This window comes from Pseudomonas sp. RGB, assembly GCF_007713445.1.
Taxonomy (GTDB): Bacteria; Pseudomonadota; Gammaproteobacteria; order Pseudomonadales; family Pseudomonadaceae; genus Aquipseudomonas.
Window position 1 is genome coordinate 468,137 of sequence record NZ_VMSH01000004.1, and the last position, 24,099, is coordinate 492,235.

The following is a 24,099-nucleotide window of genomic DNA, read 5'->3' on the forward strand; positions in this document are numbered from 1 at the left end:
GCAGCGCAGCCATTCTACGAACTGACCAAGCACTGGCCTTTGCGGCGGTTCAGCAGGCGGCAATATCGCCGTCCTGAGCGCCGCCCTGCAAACCATCCTCAAGCGTCGATAACCCGCGGCGGTCAGCAAGCCTTTTCCAGCAGCACCGGCGAAAGCCCGACCTGCAACAAATACGCCTCCAGCGATTCGATACTGCCTGACGAAACAATCGCGCCGACATAGCCATCCGGACGCACCAGCACCCACTCGCCAGGCGCCAGTTCGTAAGCGTCTTGAAACTGCCCTTGGTCATCGATTAGCTCACCGTGCGCGCCGATGAGGTGGATATGCAACCCGGCCCGAGGCGACACCAAGCCGGGTGCGACGTCGTATCCCAGCAGCGTCCAATGCGGCCCCTTGAACAGATCAAACAGGCGCAGTGATTGCCCGCCGGCGCCGCGCAGTCTCGCATCCGGCGCACGGTTGCCGACGCGTTCGGCGTGCCCCAGCGCAAGTGACGATTGCGGGTAGCCCAGGTCGAGTTGATGCACTTCCCTGCCCCGCCGCATGTCGCCGCGTTGCATGCCCTGGAGCAACTGGGTCGACAAGCCCAGCACCGCAGCGGCTATCGGGCGCCGCTCTTGTTCATAAGTGTCGAGCAACGTTTCAGGTGCACCGTTGGCCACCGCCGCCAGTTTCCAGCCCAGGTTGTAGGCATCCTGCACGCTGGTATTGAGCCCCTGGCCGCCGGTGGGTGGATGAATGTGCGCAGCGTCGCCGACCAAAAACACCTGCCCGACGCGGTAGTGATCGGCCAAGCGGGCATTCATGCTGTAGGCCGACGCCCAGGACACGGCGTGCACCTGGATGTCATCGCGCCCGGTGCGCTTTGCGATGAAGGCCGTCAGCCCTTGTGCGCTGAGGTCGACCTGAGCCTGGAGCGCAATCGGCGCCTGAATCTGGAACAGCTCGGTGCCCGCCAGAGGACACACGGCGACCTGCCGTAGCAGATCGCCTTCGCCGAAGCGGTGCCAGCAGTCGCGCGTAAGCCCTGACAACTGCACATCGGCGACCAGCGCACGCGCGCCCAGCGTCTTACCCGGAAAGCCGATTTCAAGGGCATGACGCACAAAACTGCGGCCGCCGTCGGCGCCCACCAGCCAGCGTGCGCGCACCGATTGCGTACCTGCCGCGCTGGCCAGCTGTACGCTGACGCCCTCGTCATCCTGCTCGAATCCCACCAGTTCGCAACCAAACTCTGGCCGGTGCCCTAGCTCGAGCAGGCGTTCGCGCATCACGCGTTCGGTCAGAAATTGCGGCACCATCAACGGTTGTTGATACGGCTCGGCCGCCGTCGAGGCGTTGCGCTCGATGGAATCGGCATCGGTGTAGCTGCCATCGTCGCGGTAGCGCCGCTCAGTCGGATAGACTCCACCCACAGCGAACAGGCGATCCAGAATCCCGAGGTCTTCGAAAATTTCCTGTGACCGCGGCTGAATGCCCTTGCCACGCGAGCCGTGAAAAGGCTCGGCGTTTTTCTCGATCAGGCGGAACGTGATACCCCGTCGCGCCAAGTCGATCGCCAGGGTCAGGCCGGCCGCACCGGCACCGCAAATCACTACATCGACAGCGCATCGCTTGTTCATACGGATCACCTATATGTGCAATACGCACATATTATGACGGAGAAACACAGTGTCAACAAAAAGCGTGCAAAACGCACATATGAGCGCACAACTGCGTGACTTGCATGGCTCGCTCGTGGAGATCGTCGGGGTGATGAACCGCCCCCAGCGTGACGAAGCAATGGTGCGCGAGGCCGGGATTTCCCTGGACCGCGCGCTGTTTCCGCTGCTGGTGCTGGTTGAACGGTTGGGCCCGATTGGCGTGGTCGAACTGGCCGACCGCGTGGGCCGCGACTACACCACCGTGAGCCGCCAAGTGGCGAAACTGGAAAGCCTTGGCCTGATCCTGCGCCAGGAAAGCGCCGTGGACCGGCGTGTACGCGAGTCAGTCATCACCGAAAAAGGCAAAGCCATGACCGACCGCGTGGATGACGCCCGCGAGCGCATGGGCGTGTCGATCTTCTCGACCTGGGAGGAAGGCGATTTCGAAAACCTGGTACGCCTGATGCGCAAATTCGCCGAGGACATCAAGGACGACTCGATACGGGCAACCAAAGGTCTACGCTGACAACCCACGGGCAAGGGTCACCAGGGTAACGTCACGCCGTGCCGAGCCGTGAAGGTCAGGCCCGGCACACCGACGTGCTTCCACGATGTCCACCACCAGCGGGCTGCTTTCGCCGATTTCGAGCCGCGCGCCGGGGCCGCCCATTTGCGTGCACACCCAGCCGGGCGCGGCCAGCAGATAGCTACCGCGCCATCAATCGAGTGAGCGGGCGCTGCCGCTCGCAATCCCAGAACAAAAGCTATTTTTGTTGTACACAAAATATTTCTAAAGATTTACTGCCTCCGAGCCGAAACAAGCAGTGATAGCAAATCGCCGTCTCGCTGGTAGAGACGATGATTTGGTCGCCCTCCCTGCCGATGGTCGTCTCGATGAAGATAAAAAATAAGCTGGTACTCGCGTTCGTCTCCGTGGCCTTTATCCCGGTCAGCCTAGTCGCGCTGATCTGCGTGATGAACACACGAACCCAGGCGGTGGAGCAATTCATCGACGGCAGCACCCGTGAAATACGCCAGATCGATGGCAACATCCGGCAATTCTTCGATGGCACCTTACAGAACGTCGATCAGATGTCCGCTGATCCTGTATACACTTCGCTGAACACGCTCAAGGATTACCGGCCTGCCAATGCGGCCAGCCAACCGCTGCCGGCCCAGGCTCAGCAGGTCATCGACCAATTCGCGCGCTTCGGCGCCACCCACCCTTCGGCGGCCATTTTGTCCATCGGCCTGGAAGACGGCACCTACGCCAAATGGCCCGATGACCCGCAACTGTCCCAGTACGACCCGCGTACCCGCCCGTGGTACAAGGCCGCGATGGCCAGCCCCAACAAAACCGTGCGCACCCCTGCTTACTATTACGACAAGGATGACGTGGCCCTGGTGGGCACCGCGCGCGCGCTGCTGGACACCACCGGCAAGGCCAAGGGCGTGTTCGTGGTGAGTGTGTCGCTGAAGAACCTCACCGAATTGCTCAAGAGCATCAAGCTGGGTGAAAGCGGCTACGTGATGCTGATCGAAGACGGCGTGGTGCTGGTTGACCCGCGCGATGCCGCGCACAACTTCAAGCCGCTCAAAGCGCTCGGCGCGCCTTACGCGCATCTGGCCGAAACGGCCCAGGGTTCCACCGAGGTGGTCATCGACGGCGTGCGCTACATGGCCAACGTCTGGACCTCGCCCGGCCTCGGCTGGCGCTACGTCGGGCTGATCGAATACAACGAGGTGATGGCGGCTGCCACGCGCATGACGTACCTGACCGCAGCCATTGTGGCGGTGCTGGTGTTGATCTTCGGGCTGATTGCAGCGGCGTTTTCCAAGGTGATCGTCAAACCGATCGGCCAGGTCAGCACCGGTTTGCAATCCATTGCCCAAGGTGAAGGCGATCTGCGCCATGAATTGCAGGTGCAGGGCAAGGATGAAACCGCCGAACTGGCTGGCTGGTTCAACAAGTTTCTCGCCGCTATCCGTCAGCTGATCCAGCATATCGGCGCGGCCTCGACCAACTTGCAGGACGCGTCACGGGTCAACAGCCAGGTGGCGCACAACATGAACGACGCCGCTGGCCGTCAGCGTGAGGCGGTGGAACTGGTGTCCACTGCGTTCAACGAGATGGTCGCCACCGCCAACGAGGTCGCGCGCTCCTGCAGTGGCGCTGCCGAGTCTGCCGAGAACGGCCATCGCCGCGTGGCCGAGGGCAAGCAACAGATCGAAGTCACCACCGATAACGTCAATCGCCTGGGCCGCCGCCTGACCGAGTCGTCCCAGGCGATGGTCGAGCTGGAAGCCGGCAGCCGCAGCATCAACCAGATCCTCGGCACCATTCGCGCCATCGCCGAACAGACCAACCTGCTGGCGCTCAACGCGGCGATTGAAGCAGCCCGCGCCGGTGATCAAGGCCGTGGGTTTGCCGTGGTGGCCGATGAGGTACGCGCGTTGGCCAAGCGCACTTCGGACTCGACTGGCGAGATCGAGCAACTGCTCGGCACCCTGGGCAGCAAGACCGAGGAAGTCACGCAGAAGATGAGCAGTTGCCTGGACCTGTCACGCGCCAGCGTGTCGTCGATTGAAAGCGCGCGAGACAGCTTTGAAGGCATTCAGCTGTCGGTGAATGAAATCCGCGACCAGAACCTGCAGATTTCCGCCGCCGCCGAGGAGCAACACAGCGTCGCCGAAGAGATCAACCGGCACATCCAGCAGATCTACGACGAGGCGCGATTGGTCGAAAGCCTGGCCAACTCAGCCCAGGATGATTCGGGGCGATTGGCAGGTTTGTCGGATGAGTTGAACGCCTTGGTGGGACGCTTCAAGTCCTAAAGCGTGCGGCGCTGGAAGTCTGCAATCTGTTGCCACATCGCCGCCGGGTTGGAATACATCGGGAAGTGCCCGCACTGGGTAATCAGCGCCAGCCGTACACCATGGGCGCTTGGCTGCGCGGCCGAAATGCTGTTCTTCGGCCACGGCAAGGAACAGCCAGAGGTGGCGAATCAGGCGAAAGTTGATAATAGGCTCAGCGCCAATATACCTATCTAGCCTGCGGTGAAACCATCCAGCTGACAAAGGCCTGCAGGCGCGCGGAAAACGCCGCGCATTCGGCACTCGGGTTACGCGCCTCAAACAGGAAGTAGGCGATCTGGACACGCATCGACGGGTAATGCTGCACGAACAAAGCCACATGCTCTTCCAGCGTTTGCGGCCAGCCTGACGCGTCTGCCGTGCGCAACGTGTGCGTCGCCCGAATCAACTTGCGCGCCGCTTCGCGTTGCAGGCGAAGTCGCTCGGGTACCGCGCTGGCGTGTTCGATGCGTCTGAGGTAGCCGCTCAACACCGGCTCGAAGTCACCATTGAGCGCCAAGGCGATGTCACGTGAGGGCCGAAACGGCTCAAAGCGCAGCGACAGATCATCGCCCCACACGCAACGGCAATGGTGCTTGAGCCAGAAGCCCCAGCGGTTGCGGTTCTCGGGCGCCAGCACCGCGGCGCGGTGGCCGATGTCGAAGTCGATCTTGCTCACCACCTCGTGCCGTTGTTCCAGGGCCTGGCGCAGCTGCTCCAACGCCTCGAGTACGCGCGCATCCGGCGGATCAGTCAGCACCAGCGTCACATCAAGGTCGGACTCGCCTGGGCTGGCATCGCCCCTCGCGACGCTGCCGTAGAGGTAAAGGCTGTGCAAGCCCAGCCCTGCGCCTGCCAGAGACTCGCGCACATCGGCCAGAAGCGCTTGGAATTGAGCTTGAATGGGCGCATTGGCAATGGTCAGCACACAGCCATTGGCATCGATACCTGGAGGCGCGCTCATGGGCGATGCACCTCAATCACCAAGCCTTCCGACTCACTGGGCACACAGAAATGGCGCGTGATCAGGTCGAACTCGGCGTCCGTGGCGGCAAAATCATGCTCGCCCTGAGCATTGCGCGCATGCAAGCGGGCGCGGCAGGTGGCGTCGTCCAGTTCCAGGTAATGCAGGCGGTGCGGCGCTTGAGCTGCTTTTGCCAAACCCAGCAACCATTCACGGTTGGCCAGTGTGTTCGCCGGGAAATCAAGCACCACATTGATGCCCGATTTCAACAGATTGATCACCAACGGCCCCACCACCGCGCGAACACGCTGGGCGCAGCGCAGGTAATCGGCAATCGACAGAATCTCACCCGGATAGAGCTGCGCCAGCCACTGGTCTTCGCTGAGCACAAGGGCGGCGTGCTCGGCGGCCAGGGTTTGAGCCAGGGTGGATTTGCCGGAGGCAATCTTGCCGCACAACAGATGCAGGGTTGGCATGGAACGGTTCCTTATGTCGGGCCACGCAGCATGCCATTTTTCACGCCGAACGACGTTGCCAATACTCATAAAATGCCAGCGCCGCGACGTTCTTGTCTTTGGCTTCCAGCATGATGTCGAAGCGCTCAAGAAACTGCAGCGCGTAGTCATTGGTCCAGCGGTTCCACATTTGCGCGCTGTGCGCGTACAGGTCGCGCTTGGCGACCACCTTCAGGAGCGCGTCCATTTCCAGCTTGTGCTCGGCGTCAAACCCCAGCGCTTGCAGGCTTTCCTGGGGCTGGGAGTAATGCATCGTCGGGCGTACGCCGCGCCAGCTTTCGATGACGCGGGCAACCCGTGGCGAATCGGGGTCGATGTATTCGTCCTCGTTGATCCAGCAGTGATGAATGTCCAGCACCACCGGTGCCAGGTCGGCGACTTGCAGACAGTGGTCCAGGCCGTAGGTTTTTTCGTCGTTTTCAAAGGTAATGCAATTACGCGCCACCTCGGACAAGCGTGACCACACCGCGCGGGTGCCTTCAACGCCCAAGCGGCCGGCGATGTGGACGTTGCACTTGAGGTCCTGAAAGCGGCGGCCGTAGCCCATCATGCGGATCATGTCGGCGTGGTATTCGAACTCGGCCACGCTGTTTTCCACCACACCGGGGTTGTCCGAGCCCAGCACGCAATATTGCCCAGGGTGGAAGGACAAACGGATATCCGAGGCGCGAGCCAGGTCGCCGATGGCGGCGAACCCTTCGCTCAACTGACGCACAAGGGCCGGGTCTTTGTAGACATCTGCCACTTTCGGGTGGCTGTAGAACGGCAGCAGGTCACTGCTCAAGCGCAGCATGCGCAGCGTCGCAGGCAGCTTGGCGACATACGCCAGCAGGCGCAATTGCGCCGCGAGGTTGTGGGTCACCACCTCGACCAATTTGCTGCGGGCGACCCGAGGTTCGACGCTCTCCATCCAGCGCAGGGTGGTGGTACGCGGGTTGTAGGGGCCTTCGATTAACTTGAGCGCACTGGCCGACGGCAGGCGTTCAGGGTGCTTGTACTGGCAGGCAAAGCCGATGCGAGGATGGGTCATGGAAAGGCCAGGTCATAAGTGAGCGTGAGGACAACACAATCTTAGGCGCATGCCGCCGCCAGGGGTTCATTCAACCCGCGTCGTGGGTGAATCAAGTTGAATCCCGGTTTCACCTGGCGGTCATCTATAAGGAACGATAACGCAATGGAGGTGACGATGAACCTTGCAATGACACTCTGCAGCCTGTTTGCCGGCTGGATGGCGATTGTGTTCTCCATGACGTGGGGCCTGTTGCGCGTCCTGCGCTGGCACCATGCTTAACACCCCCGACGGGCGCTACTTTGTGGTCAAGGGTCAGCTGTGGCGCTGCACCAACCCCGCGCTGGATGAAGCCACGCGACAGCGCTGGGTCAACGCTTTGATGGACGCGCGCCGCGCCGTCAAGTCGGCCAAGGCCAGCGGCGACCCCGGCCAATTGCGCGCGGCGCGCCAGCAGGTGCAGCAGGCCAAGGTCGCACTCGGTGAGCGTGGCCCGGTGTGGTGGCGTGATGGCAGCCCGGACTACAACCGTTACCGGGTGGCCAATACGCCGTATGCGGCGTGGTTTGAAAAACATCTCGACACGAAGCCCCACTGAACTTTCTTACAAATGCCAGGCTCCTTTCCTATGCGAAGTCACCGTGCCCTGATCCCAGGGTGCTGAACGATAAGGAGCCGCCACCGCATGACTACCCTCCCCGCCTATCCCACCGTCCGACCTGGCCCGCTGCACTCGATCTTGCTGGCCGGCGCCGTGCCATTGTTTTTGGGTGCCTTGCTCAGTGATATTGCCTACGGCCAGACCTACCAGATCCAGTGGGCCAACTTTGCATCCTGGCTGATCGCCGGCGCGCTGGTGTTCAGTGGCTTTGCGCTGTTGTTTGCGCTGGTCAACCTGCTACGCGCCGAACGCAAGGCCGGGCGCCCCGCAGCTTATTTCCTGCTGCTGTTGGCGACCTGGGTGCTGGGGCTGGTCAACGCCTTTCAGCACGCCAAGGACGCCTACGCGATGATGCCTGGCGGCCTGATCCTGTCGGTGATCGTCACGGTGCTGGCCATCGCCGCAACGTGGATCGGCCTGACTAACCTGCGCTCGGGAGTTGCCCAATGAAACCCTTTCACACCCTGAGCGTATTGAGCGCCGCCCTGTTGCTGACCGCCTGTGGTGGCGAAGGCGACAAAACCCAGGCCCGCGGCCCCGACCCGAAATTGCCCGAGCAACAAAGCAGCCTGTTGCCGAGCATGAAAATTGCCGAGCCCGCGCCCTGGGGCGAGCAGAAACCCAAGGTGCCCGAAGGCTACAGCGTCACTGCCATCGCTACCGACCTGGCTATCCCGCGCCAGACCCTGGTGTTGCCCAACGGCGACATCCTCGTCGCCGAAGGCCGTGGCGGCAGCGCGGCCAAGCTCAAGCCCAAGGACGTGATCGCCAGCGTGATCAAGGCCGAGGGCAACACCAAGGTCAAGGGCGGCAACCGCTTGACGCTGCTGCGCGACGCCGACGGTGACGGCACCTATGAATTGAAAACGGTATTTGCCGACAACCTCAATGCGCCTTATGGCCTGGCCTACGCCGACGGCAAACTCTACGTCGCCAACCAGGACGCGCTGGTGCGTTTTGACTACGCCGACGGCCAGACCAAAGCCAGTGGCCCGCCCACCACAATCACCGACCTGCCGGCGCAGATCAACCATCACTGGACCAAGTCCCTGGCCGTGAGTGAGGACGGGCGCCAGCTGTACGTGGGCATCGGCTCCAACAGCAACATCACCGAGCGCGGCATGGAAGTCGAAATCGACCGGGCGATGGTCTGGCAAATCGATGCCGCCACCGGCGCGCACAAACCCTACGCCACTGGCATTCGCAACCCGACCGCGCTCACGATTCAACCCGGCTCCGGGCAATTGTGGGCGGTGGCCAACGAGCGCGATGAACTCGGCCCGGACCTGGTGCCCGACTACCTGACCTCGGTGCGTGAAGGCGCCTTCTATGGCTGGCCCTACAGCTACTGGGGCCAGAACGTCGACCCACGCGCGCAACCGCAGAACCCGGCGAAAGTCGCCGCCGCCATCAAGCCCGATTACAGCCTGGGCTCCCACGTTGCAGCGTTGGGTGTGGACTTTTCCAGCCCTGCGATGGGTGAGAAATTCGCCGACGGTGCGTTTGTCGGCGAGCACGGCAGCTGGAACCGCGATAACCCGGTGGGCTACAAAGTGATCTTCGTGCCCTTCAGCAATGGCAAACCGGCGGGTGAACCGATTGATTTTGCCACCGGTTTTCGTGGCGATGACGGCAAGACGCGTGGGCGCCCAGTAGGCGTGACGGTGGACCCCAAAGGTGCGCTGATCATCGCCGACGACCTGGCCAATACCATTTGGCGCGTAACACGTAATCGCTAGCCCGTGCATGACAGGGGCGATTCGCCCCTGTCAGCCCTCACCCTGCAATTGCATTTCAAGCCAGGCCAGCAGCGCCGCAACTTCGCTGCGCGGGCCTGCGCCTTGCTGCCTGTAGACCGAAATCGCCTCGGGTAGCTGCACACTCTCGGCGCAGGGTCTTACCAGCGCCCCACTTTCAATCAAACGGCTGGCGGTGCGACGCCAGCCCATGGCGATACCGTGCCCTTCCACAGCGGCCTGCAACATCAACGGGTAGCTATCGAAGGTGGCGCCACGCGCATCCGCGGCCAAGACCTGACCGAATGCCTGCAACCACTCGTCCCACTCCATCAAATGCGGTGGCGCGGCGCTGTGGTGCAAAAACGTATGGGCGTGCAATTCGGTGAGTGGCAAGGGGTGTTCAGCGTTCAGGTACGCAGGACTGCAGACCGGAAATACCTCGTCAGAGGCGGTGAGCATCAACGGGTGGGCGCCACTGGGGCGTCGGGTACTTTGCAGGGCCACGTCGAAGTGGTCCTTGAACTCCGTGAGGGGCCGGGTCGAGGTCACCACCTGGATTTCGATGTGCGGGTATTGCTGGTGAAACGTCGACAGACGTGGCATCAGCCAATAAAACGCCTCGCAGAGCTGGCAGAGCAGCACCACACGGCGCTGGGCCGTGGACGCACGCAAACCCGCGGCGCCGTCACTGATGCTGTGCAGCGCCTGGCTGACCACCTGGCCCAATTCACGCCCTTCCTGGGTCAGGAAAACCGCACGATTACGTCGATAGAACAGCTTCACCCCGAGGTTGTCTTCCAGCCCACGAATTTGCCGGCTGACCGCCGCCTGGGTGATGTGCAGTTCATCCGCCGCCCTGGAGAAACTTTCCAGGCGGGCTGCCGCTTCAAACGGTAGCAGGCTGGCGAGCGGCGGCAGGTTTTTACCAAGCGTATTCATAATCTGAGGTTATGCATCCGGGGCCGAGAACTCGTTTGTAGCACAGCCCGGCGGGTGTGCACCATTCATCCATGACTTCACGGATGCCTCGGATGACCTCACTACGAACCTCTGTTTTTGTCGGCGTGCTGCTCGCGTGTGTCGCCACATTGGGCTGGGCGCTGAACTTCATCGCCCCTTATGTCACTGGTGACTACAGCCTCTATGACCTGATGGCGGTGCGTTTTCTGGGTGTCGGCGTGCTGGGCGTGGGCGGAGTGATCCTGTGCCGGGCCCAACTGAAATGGCTCAGCCCAAGGCAATGCTGGCTGGCCGCAGCGCTTGGCGCGGCAGGTTGCCTGGCGTACGGCGTGTGCATCGGCGCAGGCGTGATGTTGGGCGGCCCGGTATTGACGCCCGCCTGTGTCGGCATGGTGCCAGTGCTACTGGCCCTGGTTGGCAATGCCCGGAACAAGACCGTGGCGTGGGGCCGGCTGGCGGCGCCTTTAGCGTGCCTGACGCTGGGGCTTTTGCTGTCGAACATCAGCAGCCTGCACCAACCGGCGTTGAGTGCCGTTTCGTGGCTGGCCGGTGTGTTTTTTTCGTTCAGCGCCGTTGCCTTGTGGCTGGGATTCAGCGTGATCAATCAAAAACACCTGACAACCCTTCCAGCAACCGCCACCGGCCTCTGGACCGCGTTAATGCTGGTGGGGGCCGGCGGCACTGCCCTTTGCCTGCTGCCGTTGCTCTGTGTATTCAACCTGCTGCGCCTGCCAACCCTGGGATTTGGCTTAGCCCAGGCGGGTGCGCTGTATGCCTGGAGCCTGATCATCGCGCTGATGTCCACGGTGGTCGGTGCTTGGGCCTGGAATGCTGCCACCCGACGACTGCCGATGGTGCTCAGCGGCCAATTGATTGCCCTCGAATCACTCTTCGCGACCCTGCTCGGCCTGTGGTTTCACGGTCGCGGCCCTTCGTGGATGGAAGCCACCGGCCTCGCGGCGGTGCTGATCGGCGTGGTCATGGCGGTGCGTATTATCCTGACCGGCACAAAGCCCGCCGCAACGCGCGACACTGACGGGAGCGCCGAGGATGACCCACAGCATCGGCTCACTTGCACCCACCGAGACCTTTGAGTGTCACGGCCTGGCTATCTGGTGAAAGCAGCGAAGAGCGATCGTCGGGCGTTAAAACAGTTGACTTGATTGCCTTAGGCAACTATATATTTGCTTGAGGCAACCAACCGAGCACTGCCATGACCACGTCCCTTGTCGAACGCGCCGCGATCATTCGCGGTTTCAACCGTTTTTACACCCATCAGATCGGCGTGCTGCAGGAACACTTGCTGCAAAGCGATTTCTCGCTGACCGAAATCCGCGTGATGTACGAACTCTCCTCCCGTGGCGACCTGACCAGCGCCGACCTGTGCCAGATGCTCGGCCTTGATGCGGGCTACCTGAGCCGGCTGATCAGCGGCTTCGAAAAGAAAGGTCTGGTCCAGAAAGTGCGCTCCGTCACCGATGCGCGTGCGGTGCAACTGCACCTCAGCGACCTCGGTCGATCAGTGCTGGCGCCGCTGGAAAACCAGACCCAACAGGAAGTCATCGCCTTGCTCGAAGCCTTGCCCGAGCAGCAACAGCAGCAACTCACGGCGTCGATGCAGCGTATCCAGACACTGTTGCAAGGCGGCACGCCAGGTTACCTGCTGCGCGACCCGCAGCCCGGCGACATGGGCCGGGTGGTGCAACAGCAATCGGCGCTGTATGCGCGTGAGTACCACTGGAATTGGGAGTTTGAAGCGTTGGTGTCGGAGATTGTCGCCAAGTATTTGCGCGAATTCGACCCGAGCGCCGAGCGCTGCTGGATCGCCGAAAAGGACGGTGAAGTGGTGGGGTCAATCTTCGTGGTGCGCCATGACGAAACCACCGCCAAGCTGCGCATGCTCTACGTGGACGCCAGTGCGCGGGGCATGGGCATCGGTCAGCGGCTGGTGGAAGAATGCCTGCGTTTTGCGCGCAATGCCGGTTACAAAAGCATGCTGTTGTGGACGGTCGACGCGCTGACCGATGCGCGCAAGCTGTATCAGAAAGCCGGGTTCCGCCTGGTAGACCAAGAAGCGACGGTGAGCTTCGGCAAATCGTTGATCAGTGAAACCTGGGCCCGCGAGCTGTAAGGCGTTCCCGCGCTGTCGCCAGCGCGGGCGCTTGCGCGGTTAGAGGTCAGTGATTTCTTTATGGCGCGGTACCAGCGCCTTCATCACGCTCCACGCCACCAGATAGGCCAGGGCACAGATCGCAAACATGATCATGTAACCGGTATGGATGTCGTTGATGGACTTGTAGTAGTCAAATACCCAGCCACCGATCTTGGTCATCACCACACCGCCCAAGCCCCCGGCCATTCCGCCGATGCCCACCACCGAGGCCACGGTTTTTTGCGGGAACATATCGGACACCGTAGTGAAGATGTTGCACGACCACGCCTGGTGCGCCGAGGCGCCCACACCGATCAGCAGCACCGGCACCCAGAAGCTCAGGTAGCCGAAGGGCTGCGCCAGCAACACCACCAGCGGGAACAGCGCGATCACCAGCATGGCTTTCATGCGCCCGTCGTAGGGAGCATCGCCACGGGCCATGAAGTAGCTGGGGAACCAGCCGCCGCCGATACTGCCGACCATGGTCATGCTGTACAGCACGGCCAGCGGCATCACGATGTCCGCGCCTTTCATGCCGTATTGCGCCGACAGGTAAGTGGGCAGCCAGAACAGGAAGAACCACCACACGCCGTCAGTCATGAACTTGCCGAAGGCAAATGCCCAGGTCTGGCGGTAGGTCAGCAGCTTGAACCACGAGACTTTTTTTGCGGCAGCACCCGCGGGTTCTGGCGTAAACGGCTGCACCGTCTGGTCGCTGCGAATGTAAGCGAGTTCTTCGGCCGACAAGCGTTTTTGCTGTTCCGGTTTTTCGTAAACCGCCGCCCACACCGCCACCCAGATAAAGCCCAGCATGCCGATGACCATAAAGGCCGCTTCCCAGCCCCAGATGCCGGCAATCAAGGGCACACAAATCGGTGCCAGGATCGCCCCCACGTTAGCCCCGGAGTTGAAGATACCGGTGGCCAGCGAGCGTTCTTTTTTCGGGAAGTATTCGGCAGTGGCCTTGATCGCGATGGGGAAGTTGCCCGCCTCGCCAATCGCCAGCACGGCGCGCGACAGCATGAAACCGGCAATCGACACCGGGATCACCGCCAGGCCGATAGCGCCGCTCACCGCAGCGATGCCCTCACCCATCGGCACCGAGAACGCATGCATGATGGCGCCGGTGGACCAAATGCCAATCGCCACCACGTAGGCGGCCTTGGTGCCGATCTTGTCGACAAAGCGTCCGGCAAACAGCATGGAAATCGCGTAGACAAACTGGAACACCGCCGCGATGTTGGCGTAGTCCGTGTTGCTCCAGCCAAATTGCGTCGACAACTGCGGCGCCAGAAGGCTGAGGACTTGGCGGTCTAGGTAGTTGACGGTAGTGGCAAAGAACAACATCGCGCAGATGGTCCAGCGATAGTTGCCGACGGCCGTGCCGACGCGATGGGCGTTGATGGGCTCATTCAAATTCATGGCATCACTTTTTATTTTTGTTAGATAAGACATATGTAACGTCATATGTCGTCGTACAACTATGACTTTTATATCGGGCCGCCTACCCGGTGTCAATCTCCAAAATTGCCTTTTAACCAGGGATTACGCAGATCTGAAAATGCTTAACTACGCGCAGTTGTAGGATGACAAATCCTGAATACTCGGCTGGGTGCTTTGCCGGGCACATCATCAAGCAGGCCGAAGGGCTGCATGCCGAGCTTCTCCAACACACGGATCGACGCGGCGTGATCCGGTCGCACCAGCCCGAATACCTGAGGCAATCCCAACGTTTGAAACGCCATCGTCAGCGCGTCGTGGCCAAGCTCGGTGGCATAGCCCTGCCCCCAGGCATCGACCGCGAAGCGATAGCCCAGGTTGATGCGCCGCTCGGTCAGGTAATTGAGCGGCGCCACGCCGCCAAAGCCGATCAGGTGATCGGGCGCCTCGCGACGGGCAATGGCCCACCAGCCGTAGCCCTGGCTGGCCCATTGTTCGAGCCAGTGGTTGAGCAGGCGCTGCGCGTCGTCGAGGCTGGCCGTTGGGCCACTCGGGTTGAACAGGTTTGTCTGCGGGTCGCCGAAGATCGCGAACAATCGGTGCACATCGCTGGGCTCTGGCGTGCGATAGATCAGCCGTGAGGCGGTGACGGGCATTCTGATAATTCCCTGGTCAGGTCGTGAAGTTCAATTCATCTGCAAAAAAAGGTAAATAGCGGTGAATTATTTCATGTCCGCTTGTATCTGAACTGACAGAGCGGTGCCATCGCAACGATGGCACCTCCCCTGTTCTGTTTTAGAGTGGCCCGCATGAAATTACGTAAGAAAAGCGTCAAACCCATCGGATTGAAAGACATCACCATCGTCGACGATGCCAAGGTGCGCAAGGCGATTACCGCCGCCGCCCTGGGTAACGCCATGGAGTGGTTCGACTTTGGTGTCTACGGTTTCGTCGCCTATGTGCTCGGCAAGGTGTTCTTCCCGGACGCCTCACCGAGCGTGCAAATGATTGCCGCCTTGGCCACCTTCTCGGTGCCCTTCCTGATTCGCCCGCTGGGTGGCCTGTTCTTCGGTGCGCTGGGCGACAAATACGGACGGCAGAAAGTCCTCGCCGCAACCATCGTCATCATGTCCTTGAGCACCTTTGCCATCGGCCTGATTCCCGGGTATGCCTCGATTGGCATCTGGGCACCGATCCTGCTGTTGCTGTGCAAAATGGCCCAAGGGTTCTCGGTAGGCGGTGAGTACACCGGCGCCTCGATCTTCGTCGCCGAGTACGCCCCGGACCGTAAACGCGGGTTCCTCGGCAGCTGGCTGGATTTTGGTTCGATTGCCGGTTTCGTGCTCGGCGCCGGTGTGGTGGTGCTGATTTCGACGATCCTCGGTGAGGCCGATTTCGAGGCGTGGGGCTGGCGTCTGCCGTTCTTTCTCGCCCTGCCTTTGGGCATCATCGGTTTGTACCTGCGTCACGCGCTGGAAGAAACCCCGGCGTTCCAGCAGCACATGGACAAACTTGAACAAGGCGACCGCCAGGGCCTGACCCACGGTCCCAAGGTGTCGTTCAAAGAGGTGGCTACCCAGCACTGGCGCAGCCTGCTGACCTGCATCGGTATCGTCGCGGCCACCAACGTGACGTACTACATGTTGCTCACCTATATGCCGAGCTACCTGTCGCACAACCTGCATTACAAAGAAAACAGCGGCGTGTTGATCATCATCGCCATCATGGTCGGCATGCTGTTCGTGCAGCCGTTCATCGGTTTTGTCAGCGACAAGATTGGCCGTAAACCCTTCATCATCGCCGGCAGCGTCGGGCTGCTGCTGCTGTCTATCCCGGCGTTTATGTTGATTACCAGCGGTAAAATCGGCCTGATTTTCGCCGGTCTGTTGATTCTGGCCGTGGTGTTGAACTTCTTTATCGGCGTGATGGCCTCGACGCTGCCGGCTATGTTCCCGACCCACATTCGCTATAGTGCGCTGGCCAGCGCGTTCAACGTCTCGGTACTGATCGCCGGCCTCACACCCACCGCGGTGGCCTGGCTGGTGGAAAGCACCAACAACCTGTACATGCCCGCTTACTACCTGATGGTGTTTGCGGTGGTCGGCCTGATTACCGGCCTGACCATGAAGGAAACCGCGAACAAGCCGTTGCGCGGCGCGGCGCCAGCAGCGTCCGATATGGAAGAAGCCAAGGAAATACTGCAAGAGCACCATGACAATATCGAGCAGAAGATCGAAGACATCGATGCCGAAATTGCCGCCCTGGAAGCCAAGCGCCAGAACCTGGTGCAACAGCATCCGCGAATCAACTGATACCTGACCATGCGTGGTGGCCCCCGCCGCCACGCCACTGGAGTGCCCAAGCATGGTTCCAAGCGTCACCGCAGCCCACTCGTTACTCAGCGCGGACGAACGCGCCGCCATCGCCGAAATCGAAGCCACTACCAGCATCCTGCAACTGGTAACCCGCCTGACCGGCATGCGCTTTGCCGGCATTGCCAAATTCACTGACCTGAAATGGGTGGTGTGCTCGGCCTATGACCCGCTGCACATGGGGATTCATGTCGACGACGTACTCGACCTGGAAACTACCTTGTGCAGTGAATTCTGCGTCGACCCGCAGGCACTGTTTATTCCGCAAATCAGCCAGAATGGCCGCTTCGCCACCCGCCCGGTGGTCAAGCAGTACGCCATCGAAAGTTACGCCGGTGCGCCGATCTTCCTGCCCGACGGCCGCCTGTTCGGCGCGCTGTGTGCACTGGACTCACGGGCGATGCTGTTTGACGACCCCAACCTGCCGGAAACCCTGAGCCTGTTTGCGCGGCTGATTGGCTGTATTTTTTTCGCTAACCTGACAACAGCTGATCAGTAACCACCGCCCTGCCCCGCCGTGCAGCACTCTCGCGCTTTGGCGGCATGCCAAACAATCGGCTGAACTGTGAAGTGCTTTCATAGCCCACAGCGCCCGCAGGCTGGTGGATTTAGCTTTCCAATCGGCAATCGCCTCGGGTGCCACCCTGGGTATCGCAGGCCTCGTGGCTTACCTGACCCCGCGGCGTACCACAGCGACCTACGTACCCCCAGCGCTACCTGAAAAACTGACTCGGGGTTTTGCCAAACTGTTTCTTGAACATGCTGGTGAACGCGCTTGGGCTTTCATAGCCCAGCTCGATGGCCACATCGATGATCTTCTCCCCCACCGCAATGCGCTCCAGCGCCAGCAGCAACCGCGCCTGCTGGCGCCATTGGCCGAAGGTCAGGCCGGTTTCCTTGCGGAACAGGCGCTGGATGGTTTTCTGGTCCAGGTCCAGGCGATCACTCCAATCGGCGACCGTCGAGGCATCACCCGGTTCCTGCTGCAGCGCCTGGCAGATACGGTTGATGCGCAGGTCGGCCGGCTGGGGCAGTGACAACGGCAAGGCCGGCAGGATCGCGAGTTCGTCGAGGATCAGGTGCATGATCCTCGCCTCGCGCGAGTCCTCGGCGTACGGCGGCTTCAAACTCACCGAGGCTTTGATCAGCTCGCTCAACAACGGCGACACACTGACGGTCTTGGGCTCGCTCGGCAGGTTGGGGAAACAGTCCGGGCGCACAAACACGCTGCGCATCTTCAACGTGCCCACGCAACGCAGCGAATGCACTTGCCCGCTGGGCATCCAGAACCCGCGATTGGGCGGCACCGTCCATTGGTTCAACGCCGAATACACCACCATCACGCCTTCGACGGCGTACAACAGCTGATGCTTTTCGTGACTGTGGTCGGGGATCACCCAGTTTTCGGGGTAATCGGTCGCAGAACTGATGACAGCCCAGTCGCCCTCGTCGATCTCCCGCAGAAATACATCCAGTGGTTTGATGATTTCGCCCTTTTTGCGATGGTTGGCGCCCGAATTACGCGAGACAGGCATTTTCAGCGAATCTAGCATAAACGCCGCAACATTTAGAAACGGGCAGCGCGCTAAAGTACGCACTGCCCCTGTTCGCTGCCTTGTATGGAATGCCTGCATGTCGAGCCTGACCGCGCCACCCGCCACTGCAACCGCTACGCCGCAAATAAGCCCCTTGGTCATGCGTGTCCTGGGCGCCTGTGCCCTGGCGCACATGATCAACGACCTGATTCAGGCCGTGCTGCCGTCGATCTACCCGATGCTCAAGGCCAACTACGGGCTGAGCTTTACCCAGGTCGGCCTGATCACCCTTACCTTCCAGTTGACCGCGTCCTTGCTGCAACCCTGGATCGGCTACCACACCGACCGCCATCCCAATCCCTGGCTGCTGCCGGCGGGCATGGTGTGCACGCTGATCGGCATCCTGATGCTGGCGTTTGTCGGCACCTTCCCGTTGATCCTGTTGGCGGCGGCGCTGGTCGGGGTCGGGTCGTCGACCTTCCACCCGGAAACCTCACGCGTGGCACGCCTGGCCTCGGGCGGGCGCTATGGCCTGGCACAATCGACCTTCCAGGTTGGCGGCAACACCGGCAGCGCGTTTGGCCCGTTGCTGGCGGCGGCGATCATCATTCCCTACGGCCAAACCCATATCGCCTGGTTCGGGCTGTTCGCCGTGTTCGCGATCATGGTGCTGTATGGCTTGAGCCGCTGGTACCGCCACCACCTCAACCTGTTCAAGCTCAAGCAGGGCGGCAAGGCCACCCACGGTTTGTCCAAGGGCCGCGTGACGTTTGCCCTGGTGGTACTGGCGCTGCTGGTGTTCTCCAAATACTTCTACATGACCAGCCTGACCAGCTACTTCACCTTTTACCTGATCGAGAAATTCCACCTGTCGGTGGCCAGCTCGCAGATGTACCTGTTCCTGTTCCTCGGCGCGGTGGCCGTCGGCACCTTTGCCGGTGGCCCGATTGGCGACAAGATCGGCCGCAAGAAAGTCATCTGGTTCTCGATCCTCGGCGCCGCGCCCTTCACCCTGGCCCTGCCCTACGTCGACCTGTTCTGGACGGCCGTGCTCAGCGTGGTGATCGGTTTCATCATCGCCTCGGCCTTCTCGGCCATCGTGGTCTTTGCCCAGGAACTGGTGCCCGGCAACGTCGGGATGATCGCCGGGATCTTCTTCGGCCTGATGTTCGGCTTCAGCGGGATTGGCGCCGCGTTGCTGGGCTTGCTCGCCGACAACCATGGCATTGAGTACGTCTACAAAATCTGTTCGTTCCTGCCACTGGCGGGCATCCTGACGATCCTGCTGCCTTCAACCAAAGGCGTCTGACCGGCCAATCATCGGCTGGCCGTATGCTATTACACGGAGTGCTCTGAAAAACCTGCGTGTGCGCTTACAATCCGGATATTCAAGCGCACACCCAGGCAGACCCGGCACGACATGACGCTCGACCCTCCTACGATTCTGATATTGACCATCGCGCTGGCCGCCGCTGCCGCCCTGTATCTGGCGGTGGAATGGCGCAGCGTGCGCGAGCCGTCGCTGCTGTTCTGGGCGGCAGGTTTCGCGATCATCAGCGTCGGCTCCACCCTGGCCCTGCTGCGCAGCAGCGGCCTGTTGATGATCGGTATCTGGTTTGCCAACGGCTTGCTGGTGAGCGCGCACTGGCTGTTTTTGCTCGGCGTGGCCCGCTTTACCCACGTGCGCCTGTCGCGCGCCTGGCTGCTGATGCTGGTCGCCTGGCTCGGCATGCTGCTGTTGCCCGGCGACCAGGCGTGGTCCAAAGCCATGCTGATGGTCAACTCATTGCTGGTCGCGTTGCCGACCTTGCGCGCCAGTTTCCTGCTGCGCCCCCACGGTAAATCCCTGAGCATCGGCGCGGTGCAATTGCGCTATGTATTGCTGCTTCACGGCACCTTTTATGTGGCCAAGGCGCTGTCGGTAATCATCCCCGGCACGCTGATCGATCTTGCCGCGTTCAAGGGCGAAATCATCCAGGTTTCGTTGGTGGAGGGCGCAATGGCGATCATGTTGATCGCGTTGTCGATGACCGGCTCCGAGCGCTATCGGCGCGAACAGCAGATTGCCCGGCTGGCGGCCCGCGACCCGCTGACGGCGCTGTACAACCGCCGCGCCCTGGATGTGCGTGCGCCGCAGCTGTTAGCGCAGGTATCGCCGCAACAGCCGGGCGCGTTGCTGTTGATCGATATCGACAACTTCAAACTGGTCAACGACCTCTACGGGCATACCGCCGGCGACCGTTTGCTGATTGCCTTGAGCGAAATGATCCGCACCGTGGTGCCCGAAGGCGCGCTGGCGGCTCGCCTGGGCGGGGATGAGTTTGTGATCCTGTTGACCAAGGCCTCGACCGCCCAGATTGTCGAGCTGGGCAGCCGCTTGCGTGAGCAGTTCCGGCAGTTGGCCGCACACACCTTCACCACCCCGGCACCGGTCACCCTGAGCATCGGCGCCAACCTGTTCGACCAGCCACCGCCGAGTCTGACGGCGCTGATCGAACAAGGCGACACCACGCTCTATGAAAGCAAACGCGGCGGGCGTGACAGCATTCGGCTGGTGGACCGAACGGGAACCGGTTCGTACGGTTAATGGCTTGTTGTGGCGGACGGGATTGTTGTGGCCAGCAGGCTTGTTGTGTCAAGCAGGCTTGTTGTGGCGAGCGGGCTTGCCCCGCGTTGGGTTGCGCAGCAGCCCCATAACGGACGCCGCGTTGTTTCAGGGACACCGCGTCGGCAGTTTTTTGGGGCTGCTGCGCAACCCAACGCGGGGCAAGCCCGCTCGCCACATCAAACCCGCTCGCCTCAGGTTTGGTGGTGACGGTGTGCAAACCCATTCACGACGATGTAAAGCAACGGCCCCACCGACACAAACACCGCCGTCAGCAAAAAATACGGCACCAGCGAAGCCACCGAGCGCCCTCGCCCGCGCGCATCCCGGTAGATCCACGCACACGCAAGCAGCGCCATCAGGTACAGGTCAATCACTACCTGCGCGGTGTCCGGCCGCGACATCAATTCCCGCCCAAATGCCAACAGTGATTGCTCGGCCGTGAGCATCGTAGCCAAGGTGTACAACGAAAAACCCAGCAAACCGGCCAGGGCGAAATAAGGTCTGCGCATGGTGCCTTCCTTGAAAGGATCGAGGCTCAACATAGTGATAAGGTTGCGCCTCTCGCAATGACCTCGGAGGTCATGATCAGGCCATGGACACCCCTTTAACTGCCGGCCAGCACCTGCGCCAATTGCGTCGACAGGCCAAGCTCAGCCAGCTGGACCTGGCCTTGATCACGGGCGTTTCCCAGCGCCACCTCAGTTGCATCGAAACCGGCCGGGCCAAGCCAGGCCCGGGTACTTTGCATACTCTGCTGACGGCGCTGGAGGCCCCGCTGGAGCAGTGCAACCAGGTGTTCCTCGCCGCCGGCTACGCGCCGCGTTACACCGCCACCCCACTCGCCGCACCCGCCATGGCCGCCGTCCGTGAAGCCGTCAGCCATGTGCTGCACGCCAACAACCCCGCCCCGGCGATTCTGCTGGGCAGCGAGTGGCAAGTGCTCGCCGCCAACGCCAGCACCGGCCTGTTGTTTGAGCTGGTCGGGATTGAGCCGAATGCCGCCGATGGGCTGAACCTGCTGACCACGCTGTTGCAAACCGGCGGCCTGGGCGATCACCTGATCAACGCCGAAGAAATCCGCACCGTCGCCTGGCAACGCGCAACCCGCGAAGCGCTGGGGAATCCTGCATTGGCGGGGTTACTGGCCCGTTTGCCGGTGCCGAGCAGCACCGAGTTGCCCAATGAAATGCCGCCGCTGGTGTTCACGCGCATCCGCTCACATCGCGGTGAACTGAATTTCCTGTCCACCTTCACCACCTTCGGCATGCCCCAGGACATCACCCTCACGTCACTGCGCATCGAACATCTGATTCCTGCTGACGGGCCCACGTGGCAAGTGATGCGCGCCGCTTACGCGGAGTATGCGGCGCTGGTTTTGTGAAATATCTGTACGTAGACTGCCGCCATACCTCCCACCTGAAGGCGGCGAAAAAAACCTGATGCAAGTTACCGAAGTCTCCATTGCCCAATTGCGCGCTGCGCTTGAAAGCGGCCAGACCACTGCCGTTGAACTGGTTAAGGCTTACCTGGCACGCATCGAGGCCTATGACGGCCCGCAGACCGCGACCCAGTTGAACGCCGTGGTGGTGCGTAACCCCCAAGCGCTTGAAGAAGCCCAGGCCGCCGATGCGCGCCGGGCCAAGGGCGAAACCTTGGGGCCATTGGACGGCATTCCCTACACCGCCAAGGACAGCTACCTGGTCAAAGGCCTGACGGCAGCCTCCGGCAGCCCGGCCTTCGCCGCGCTGGTGGCGCAGCGCGACGCCTTCACCATCGAACGCCTGCGCGCCGGCGGCGCTATTTGCCTGGGCAAAACCAACATGCCGCCAATGGCCAATGGCGGGATGCAGCGCGGCGTTTATGGCCGTGCAGAAAGCCCGTACAACGCTGACTACCTGACGGCGCCGTTTGCCTCCGGCTCGTCCAACGGCGCGGGCACCGCAACGGCTGCCAGCTTCGCCGCCTTCGGCTTGGCCGAGGAAACCTGGTCGAGCGGGCGCGGCCCGGCGTCCAACAATGGCTTGTGTGCCTACACGCCGTCGCGCGGGATTATTTCCGTACGCGGCAACTGGCCGCTGACGCCAACCATGGACGTGGTGGTGCCGTACGCACGAACCATGGCCGACCTGCTTGAAGTGCTCGACGTCGTGGTCGCCGAAGACACCGACACGCGCGGCGACCTCTGGCGCCTGCAACCGTGGGTGCCGATTCCGAGCGTGGCGTCGGTGCGCCCGGCCTCTTACGCTGACCTGGCTGTGGGCAGCGAATCCCTGGCCGGCAAGCGTTTCGGCGTGCCGCGCATGTACATCAATGCCGACCCCGAGGCCGGCACCAGCGAGAAACCCGGGATCGGCGGGCCGACCGGGCAAAAGATCAACACCCGCGCCAGCGTGATCGACCTGTGGCACGCCGCGCGCCAGGCGTTGGAAGCGGCTGGCGCCGAAGTGATTGAAGTCGACTTCCCACTGGTTTCCAACTGTGAAGGCGACCGCCCTGGCGCGCCGACGGTGTTTACCCGTGGCTTGGTCTCCAAGGAATTTTTGCACGACGAATTGTGGGAGCTGTCGGCCTGGGCGTTCGATGATTTCCTGCGCGCCAACGACGACCCGGCGCTGAACTGCCTGGCGGATGTCGACGGGCCAAAAATCTTCCCGCACGACCCTGGCACCCTGCCCAACCGTGAAGACGACCTGGCCGCCGGCATGGACGAATACGTGCGCATGGCCAAGCGCGGCATCACACCGTGGAACGAAATCAGCACGGTGCCGGACGGCCTGCGCGGGCTGGAACAGGCCCGGCGCATCGACCTGGAAGACTGGATGGACGCACGGGGTCTGGACGCGGTGTTGTTCCCGACCGTGGCCGATGTCGGCCCGGCCGATGCCGACGTAAACGAAGCCTCGGCGGATATCGCCTGGAGCAACGGCGTCTGGGTGGCTAACGGCAACCTCGCGATCCGCCACCTGGGCGTGCCGACCGTCACCGTGCCGATGGGCGTAATGGCGGACATCGGCATGCCAGTGGGGTTGACCTTCGCCGGGCGCGCCTATGACGATTCGGCGTTGCTGCGCTTTGCTTCGGCGTATGAAGCCACCGGCAGCAAACGCCTGATCCCGCCGCGTACGCCGCCATTGGCAGCTGGCTAAACAAGCTCCAAATGTGGGAGCTGGCTTGCCTGCGATAGCGGCGGGTCAGCCAGCCCATTTGTCACTGACAGACCGCCTTCGCGGGCAAGCCCGCTCCCACAGTTTTTGACTGCATTTCAGGCCACGCCGATCAGCAGCAGCCTAAACGCGCTCAAAATGTGGGAGCTGGCTTGCCTGCGATAGCGGTGGTTCAGCCTGCCCATTTGTCACTGACAGGCCGCCATCGCGGGCAAGCCCGCTCCCACAGTTAGCCTGCCCATTTGTCACTGACAGGCCGCCATCGCGGGCAAGCCCGCTCCCACAGTTTTTGACTGCATTTCAGGCCACGCCAATCAGCAGCAGACTAAACACGCTCAAAATGTGGGAGCTGGCTTGCCTGCGATAGCGGTGGTTCAGCCTGCCCATTTGTCACTGACAGGCCGCCATCGCGGGCAAGCCCGCTCCCACAGTGTTGACTGCATTTCAGGCCGCGCCGATCAGCAGCAGCCTACACACGCTC

Annotated in this window: 23 protein-coding genes and 3 pseudogenes; 14 read left to right on the plus strand and 12 right to left on the minus strand. The window is 61.8% G+C overall.

Going from position 1 to position 24,099, the window contains the following annotated elements; genetic code table 11:
* Positions 1-122: 122 nt before the first annotated feature.
* On the minus strand, positions 123-1,625 hold the full coding sequence (locus FPT15_RS11895) for an FAD-dependent oxidoreductase (protein WP_145161116.1): 1,503 nt from the start codon (positions 1,623-1,625) through the stop codon (positions 123-125).
* 79 nt (positions 1,626-1,704) lie between these two features.
* On the opposite strand from FPT15_RS11895, the gene FPT15_RS11900 reads away from it, so the two are divergent.
* Positions 1,705-2,172: a MarR family winged helix-turn-helix transcriptional regulator gene (locus tag FPT15_RS11900; RefSeq protein ID WP_145161118.1), complete on the plus strand. Its 468-nt coding sequence runs from the start codon at positions 1,705-1,707 to the stop codon at positions 2,170-2,172.
* Here FPT15_RS11900 and FPT15_RS11905 read toward each other — a convergent pair.
* A complete protein-coding gene (locus tag FPT15_RS11905; RefSeq protein ID WP_256676429.1) occupies positions 2,164-2,316 on the minus strand; it encodes a hypothetical protein in 153 nt (50 codons plus the stop codon). The genes FPT15_RS11900 and FPT15_RS11905 overlap by 9 nt on opposite strands.
* Positions 2,317-2,621: 305 nt before the next feature.
* Here FPT15_RS11905 and FPT15_RS30355 point away from each other — a divergent pair.
* A pseudogene (locus tag FPT15_RS30355) lies at positions 2,622-3,626 on the plus strand (cache domain-containing protein); the annotation flags it as partial.
* An 87-nt stretch (positions 3,627-3,713) separates the two neighbouring features.
* Positions 3,714-4,481, plus strand: a complete 768-nt coding sequence (locus tag FPT15_RS30360) for a methyl-accepting chemotaxis protein (protein ID WP_370004774.1) — start codon at positions 3,714-3,716, stop codon at positions 4,479-4,481.
* On the opposite strand, the pseudogene FPT15_RS11915 reads toward FPT15_RS30360, so the two are convergent.
* The 4 genes and pseudogenes from FPT15_RS11915 to uvsE form a co-directional block, all read right to left on the minus strand.
* Positions 4,478-4,588: pseudogene (locus tag FPT15_RS11915) on the minus strand (alpha/beta hydrolase); the annotation flags it as partial. The gene FPT15_RS30360 and the pseudogene FPT15_RS11915 overlap by 4 nt on opposite strands.
* A gap of 101 nt (positions 4,589-4,689) precedes the next feature.
* Complete coding sequence (locus FPT15_RS11920; RefSeq protein WP_145161122.1) at positions 4,690-5,463, minus strand: nucleotidyltransferase domain-containing protein; 774 nt, start codon at positions 5,461-5,463, stop codon at positions 4,690-4,692.
* Entirely contained in the window at positions 5,460-5,939 is a 480-nt protein-coding gene (locus FPT15_RS11925; protein ID WP_145161124.1) for an ATP-binding protein, read from the minus strand. Before FPT15_RS11925 ends, FPT15_RS11920 begins: the two co-directional genes overlap by 4 nt.
* A gap of 40 nt (positions 5,940-5,979) precedes the next feature.
* Positions 5,980-7,008 carry a UV DNA damage repair endonuclease UvsE gene (uvsE, locus tag FPT15_RS11930; protein WP_145161126.1) on the minus strand — a complete coding sequence of 343 codons (1,029 nt, stop codon included), beginning with the start codon at positions 7,006-7,008 and terminating at the stop codon, positions 5,980-5,982.
* 253 nt (positions 7,009-7,261) lie between these two features.
* On the opposite strand from uvsE, the gene FPT15_RS11935 reads away from it, so the two are divergent.
* The 3 genes from FPT15_RS11935 (at position 7,262) to FPT15_RS11945 (ending at position 9,387) form a co-directional block, all read left to right on the plus strand.
* Positions 7,262-7,585 (plus strand): hypothetical protein, encoded by a 324-nt coding sequence (locus tag FPT15_RS11935; protein WP_145161128.1) that lies wholly within the window; start codon positions 7,262-7,264, stop codon positions 7,583-7,585.
* Positions 7,586-7,672: 87 nt separating this feature from the next.
* Positions 7,673-8,098 carry a DUF2231 domain-containing protein gene (locus tag FPT15_RS11940; RefSeq protein ID WP_106579007.1) on the plus strand — a complete coding sequence of 142 codons (426 nt, stop codon included), beginning with the start codon at positions 7,673-7,675 and terminating at the stop codon, positions 8,096-8,098.
* On the plus strand, positions 8,095-9,387 hold the full coding sequence (locus FPT15_RS11945) for a sorbosone dehydrogenase family protein (protein WP_145161130.1): 1,293 nt from the start codon (positions 8,095-8,097) through the stop codon (positions 9,385-9,387). Before FPT15_RS11940 ends, FPT15_RS11945 begins: the two co-directional genes overlap by 4 nt.
* 30 nt (positions 9,388-9,417) lie before the next feature.
* Here FPT15_RS11945 and FPT15_RS11950 read toward each other — a convergent pair whose 3' ends face one another.
* A complete protein-coding gene (locus FPT15_RS11950) occupies positions 9,418-10,326 on the minus strand; it encodes a LysR substrate-binding domain-containing protein (protein WP_145161132.1) in 909 nt (302 codons plus the stop codon).
* Positions 10,327-10,418: 92 nt separating this feature from the next.
* Between FPT15_RS11950 and FPT15_RS11955 the strand changes: the two genes are divergently transcribed.
* Together FPT15_RS11955 and FPT15_RS11960 are read left to right on the plus strand one after the other, a co-directional pair.
* Positions 10,419-11,441, plus strand: a complete 1,023-nt coding sequence (locus FPT15_RS11955; RefSeq protein ID WP_256676431.1) for a DMT family transporter — start codon at positions 10,419-10,421, stop codon at positions 11,439-11,441.
* Positions 11,442-11,560: 119 nt separating this feature from the next.
* Positions 11,561-12,478, plus strand: coding sequence for a helix-turn-helix domain-containing GNAT family N-acetyltransferase (locus FPT15_RS11960; RefSeq protein ID WP_145161134.1), 918 nt, complete (start codon positions 11,561-11,563; stop codon positions 12,476-12,478).
* Positions 12,479-12,517: 39 nt separating this feature from the next.
* Here FPT15_RS11960 and FPT15_RS11965 read toward each other — a convergent pair whose 3' ends face one another.
* Positions 12,518-13,921 carry an MFS transporter gene (locus FPT15_RS11965; RefSeq protein ID WP_119740034.1) on the minus strand — a complete coding sequence of 468 codons (1,404 nt, stop codon included), beginning with the start codon at positions 13,919-13,921 and terminating at the stop codon, positions 12,518-12,520.
* Positions 13,922-14,064: 143 nt separating this feature from the next.
* The gene (locus tag FPT15_RS11970; RefSeq protein WP_145161136.1) at positions 14,065-14,595 is read right to left on the minus strand and encodes a GNAT family N-acetyltransferase; all 531 of its coding nucleotides are present in this window, start codon (positions 14,593-14,595) and stop codon (positions 14,065-14,067) included.
* 153 nt (positions 14,596-14,748) lie between these two features.
* Here FPT15_RS11970 and proP point away from each other — a divergent pair, with 153 nt between their 5' ends.
* Both proP and FPT15_RS11980 read left to right on the plus strand, forming a co-directional pair.
* On the plus strand, positions 14,749-16,251 hold the full coding sequence (gene proP / locus FPT15_RS11975) for a glycine betaine/L-proline transporter ProP (protein WP_145161138.1): 1,503 nt from the start codon (positions 14,749-14,751) through the stop codon (positions 16,249-16,251).
* A 52-nt stretch (positions 16,252-16,303) separates the two neighbouring features.
* Positions 16,304-16,810, plus strand: a complete 507-nt coding sequence (locus tag FPT15_RS11980) for a GAF domain-containing protein (RefSeq protein WP_145161140.1) — start codon at positions 16,304-16,306, stop codon at positions 16,808-16,810.
* Here FPT15_RS11980 and FPT15_RS30015 read toward each other — a convergent pair.
* Positions 16,785-16,907, minus strand: a pseudogene (locus FPT15_RS30015) (AraC family transcriptional regulator); the annotation flags it as partial. The gene FPT15_RS11980 and the pseudogene FPT15_RS30015 overlap by 26 nt on opposite strands.
* Positions 16,908-17,024: 117 nt before the next feature.
* Positions 17,025-17,846: a helix-turn-helix domain-containing protein gene (locus tag FPT15_RS11990; protein ID WP_145161142.1), complete on the minus strand. Its 822-nt coding sequence runs from the start codon at positions 17,844-17,846 to the stop codon at positions 17,025-17,027.
* A gap of 97 nt (positions 17,847-17,943) precedes the next feature.
* Between FPT15_RS11990 and FPT15_RS11995 the strand changes: the two genes are divergently transcribed.
* Together FPT15_RS11995 and FPT15_RS12000 are read left to right on the plus strand one after the other, a co-directional pair.
* On the plus strand, positions 17,944-19,155 hold the full coding sequence (locus FPT15_RS11995; RefSeq protein WP_145161144.1) for an MFS transporter: 1,212 nt from the start codon (positions 17,944-17,946) through the stop codon (positions 19,153-19,155).
* A 111-nt stretch (positions 19,156-19,266) separates the two neighbouring features.
* On the plus strand, positions 19,267-20,433 hold the full coding sequence (locus FPT15_RS12000; RefSeq protein WP_145161146.1) for a GGDEF domain-containing protein: 1,167 nt from the start codon (positions 19,267-19,269) through the stop codon (positions 20,431-20,433).
* 212 nt (positions 20,434-20,645) lie between these two features.
* On the opposite strand, the gene FPT15_RS12005 is transcribed toward FPT15_RS12000, so the two are convergent.
* Positions 20,646-20,963 (minus strand): DUF2834 domain-containing protein, encoded by a 318-nt coding sequence (locus FPT15_RS12005; protein ID WP_145161148.1) that lies wholly within the window; start codon positions 20,961-20,963, stop codon positions 20,646-20,648.
* A gap of 83 nt (positions 20,964-21,046) precedes the next feature.
* On the opposite strand from FPT15_RS12005, the gene FPT15_RS12010 reads away from it, so the two are divergent.
* Complete coding sequence (locus FPT15_RS12010) at positions 21,047-21,835, plus strand: helix-turn-helix domain-containing protein (RefSeq protein ID WP_145161150.1); 789 nt, start codon at positions 21,047-21,049, stop codon at positions 21,833-21,835.
* Positions 21,836-21,890: 55 nt separating this feature from the next.
* Positions 21,891-23,600: an amidase gene (locus tag FPT15_RS12015; RefSeq protein WP_145161240.1), complete on the plus strand. Its 1,710-nt coding sequence runs from the start codon at positions 21,891-21,893 to the stop codon at positions 23,598-23,600.
* Positions 23,601-24,099: the final 499 nt, after the last annotated feature.

What these genes read in the sequence shown, in the direction of transcription:
- FPT15_RS11965 (WP_119740034.1), bottom strand. Translation starts at nt 13,921, where the DNA reads ATGAATTTGAATGAGCCCATCAACGCCCATCGCGTCGGCACGGCCGTC.
- FPT15_RS12005 (WP_145161148.1), bottom strand. Translation starts at nt 20,963, where the DNA reads ATGCGCAGACCTTATTTCGCCCTGGCCGGTTTGCTGGGTTTTTCGTTG.
- FPT15_RS11905 (WP_256676429.1), bottom strand. Translation starts at nt 2,316, where the DNA reads ATGGGCGGCCCCGGCGCGCGGCTCGAAATCGGCGAAAGCAGCCCGCTG.
- FPT15_RS11920 (WP_145161122.1), bottom strand. Translation starts at nt 5,463, where the DNA reads ATGAGCGCGCCTCCAGGTATCGATGCCAATGGCTGTGTGCTGACCATT.
- FPT15_RS11955 (WP_256676431.1), top strand. Translation starts at nt 10,419, where the DNA reads ATGACCTCACTACGAACCTCTGTTTTTGTCGGCGTGCTGCTCGCGTGT.
- FPT15_RS30360 (WP_370004774.1), top strand. Translation starts at nt 3,714, where the DNA reads ATGAACGACGCCGCTGGCCGTCAGCGTGAGGCGGTGGAACTGGTGTCC.
- FPT15_RS11945 (WP_145161130.1), top strand. Translation starts at nt 8,095, where the DNA reads ATGAAACCCTTTCACACCCTGAGCGTATTGAGCGCCGCCCTGTTGCTG.
- proP (WP_145161138.1), top strand. Translation starts at nt 14,749, where the DNA reads ATGAAATTACGTAAGAAAAGCGTCAAACCCATCGGATTGAAAGACATC.
- FPT15_RS11940 (WP_106579007.1), top strand. Translation starts at nt 7,673, where the DNA reads ATGACTACCCTCCCCGCCTATCCCACCGTCCGACCTGGCCCGCTGCAC.
- FPT15_RS11970 (WP_145161136.1), bottom strand. Translation starts at nt 14,595, where the DNA reads ATGCCCGTCACCGCCTCACGGCTGATCTATCGCACGCCAGAGCCCAGC.
- FPT15_RS11980 (WP_145161140.1), top strand. Translation starts at nt 16,304, where the DNA reads ATGGTTCCAAGCGTCACCGCAGCCCACTCGTTACTCAGCGCGGACGAA.
- FPT15_RS11950 (WP_145161132.1), bottom strand. Translation starts at nt 10,326, where the DNA reads ATGAATACGCTTGGTAAAAACCTGCCGCCGCTCGCCAGCCTGCTACCG.
- FPT15_RS11990 (WP_145161142.1), bottom strand. Translation starts at nt 17,846, where the DNA reads ATGCCTGTCTCGCGTAATTCGGGCGCCAACCATCGCAAAAAGGGCGAA.
- FPT15_RS11925 (WP_145161124.1), bottom strand. Translation starts at nt 5,939, where the DNA reads ATGCCAACCCTGCATCTGTTGTGCGGCAAGATTGCCTCCGGCAAATCC.
- FPT15_RS11995 (WP_145161144.1), top strand. Translation starts at nt 17,944, where the DNA reads ATGTCGAGCCTGACCGCGCCACCCGCCACTGCAACCGCTACGCCGCAA.
- FPT15_RS11935 (WP_145161128.1), top strand. Translation starts at nt 7,262, where the DNA reads ATGCTTAACACCCCCGACGGGCGCTACTTTGTGGTCAAGGGTCAGCTG.
- FPT15_RS11960 (WP_145161134.1), top strand. Translation starts at nt 11,561, where the DNA reads ATGACCACGTCCCTTGTCGAACGCGCCGCGATCATTCGCGGTTTCAAC.
- FPT15_RS12010 (WP_145161150.1), top strand. Translation starts at nt 21,047, where the DNA reads ATGGACACCCCTTTAACTGCCGGCCAGCACCTGCGCCAATTGCGTCGA.
- FPT15_RS11900 (WP_145161118.1), top strand. Translation starts at nt 1,705, where the DNA reads ATGAGCGCACAACTGCGTGACTTGCATGGCTCGCTCGTGGAGATCGTC.
- uvsE (WP_145161126.1), bottom strand. Translation starts at nt 7,008, where the DNA reads ATGACCCATCCTCGCATCGGCTTTGCCTGCCAGTACAAGCACCCTGAA.
- FPT15_RS11895 (WP_145161116.1), bottom strand. Translation starts at nt 1,625, where the DNA reads ATGAACAAGCGATGCGCTGTCGATGTAGTGATTTGCGGTGCCGGTGCG.
- FPT15_RS12000 (WP_145161146.1), top strand. Translation starts at nt 19,267, where the DNA reads ATGACGCTCGACCCTCCTACGATTCTGATATTGACCATCGCGCTGGCC.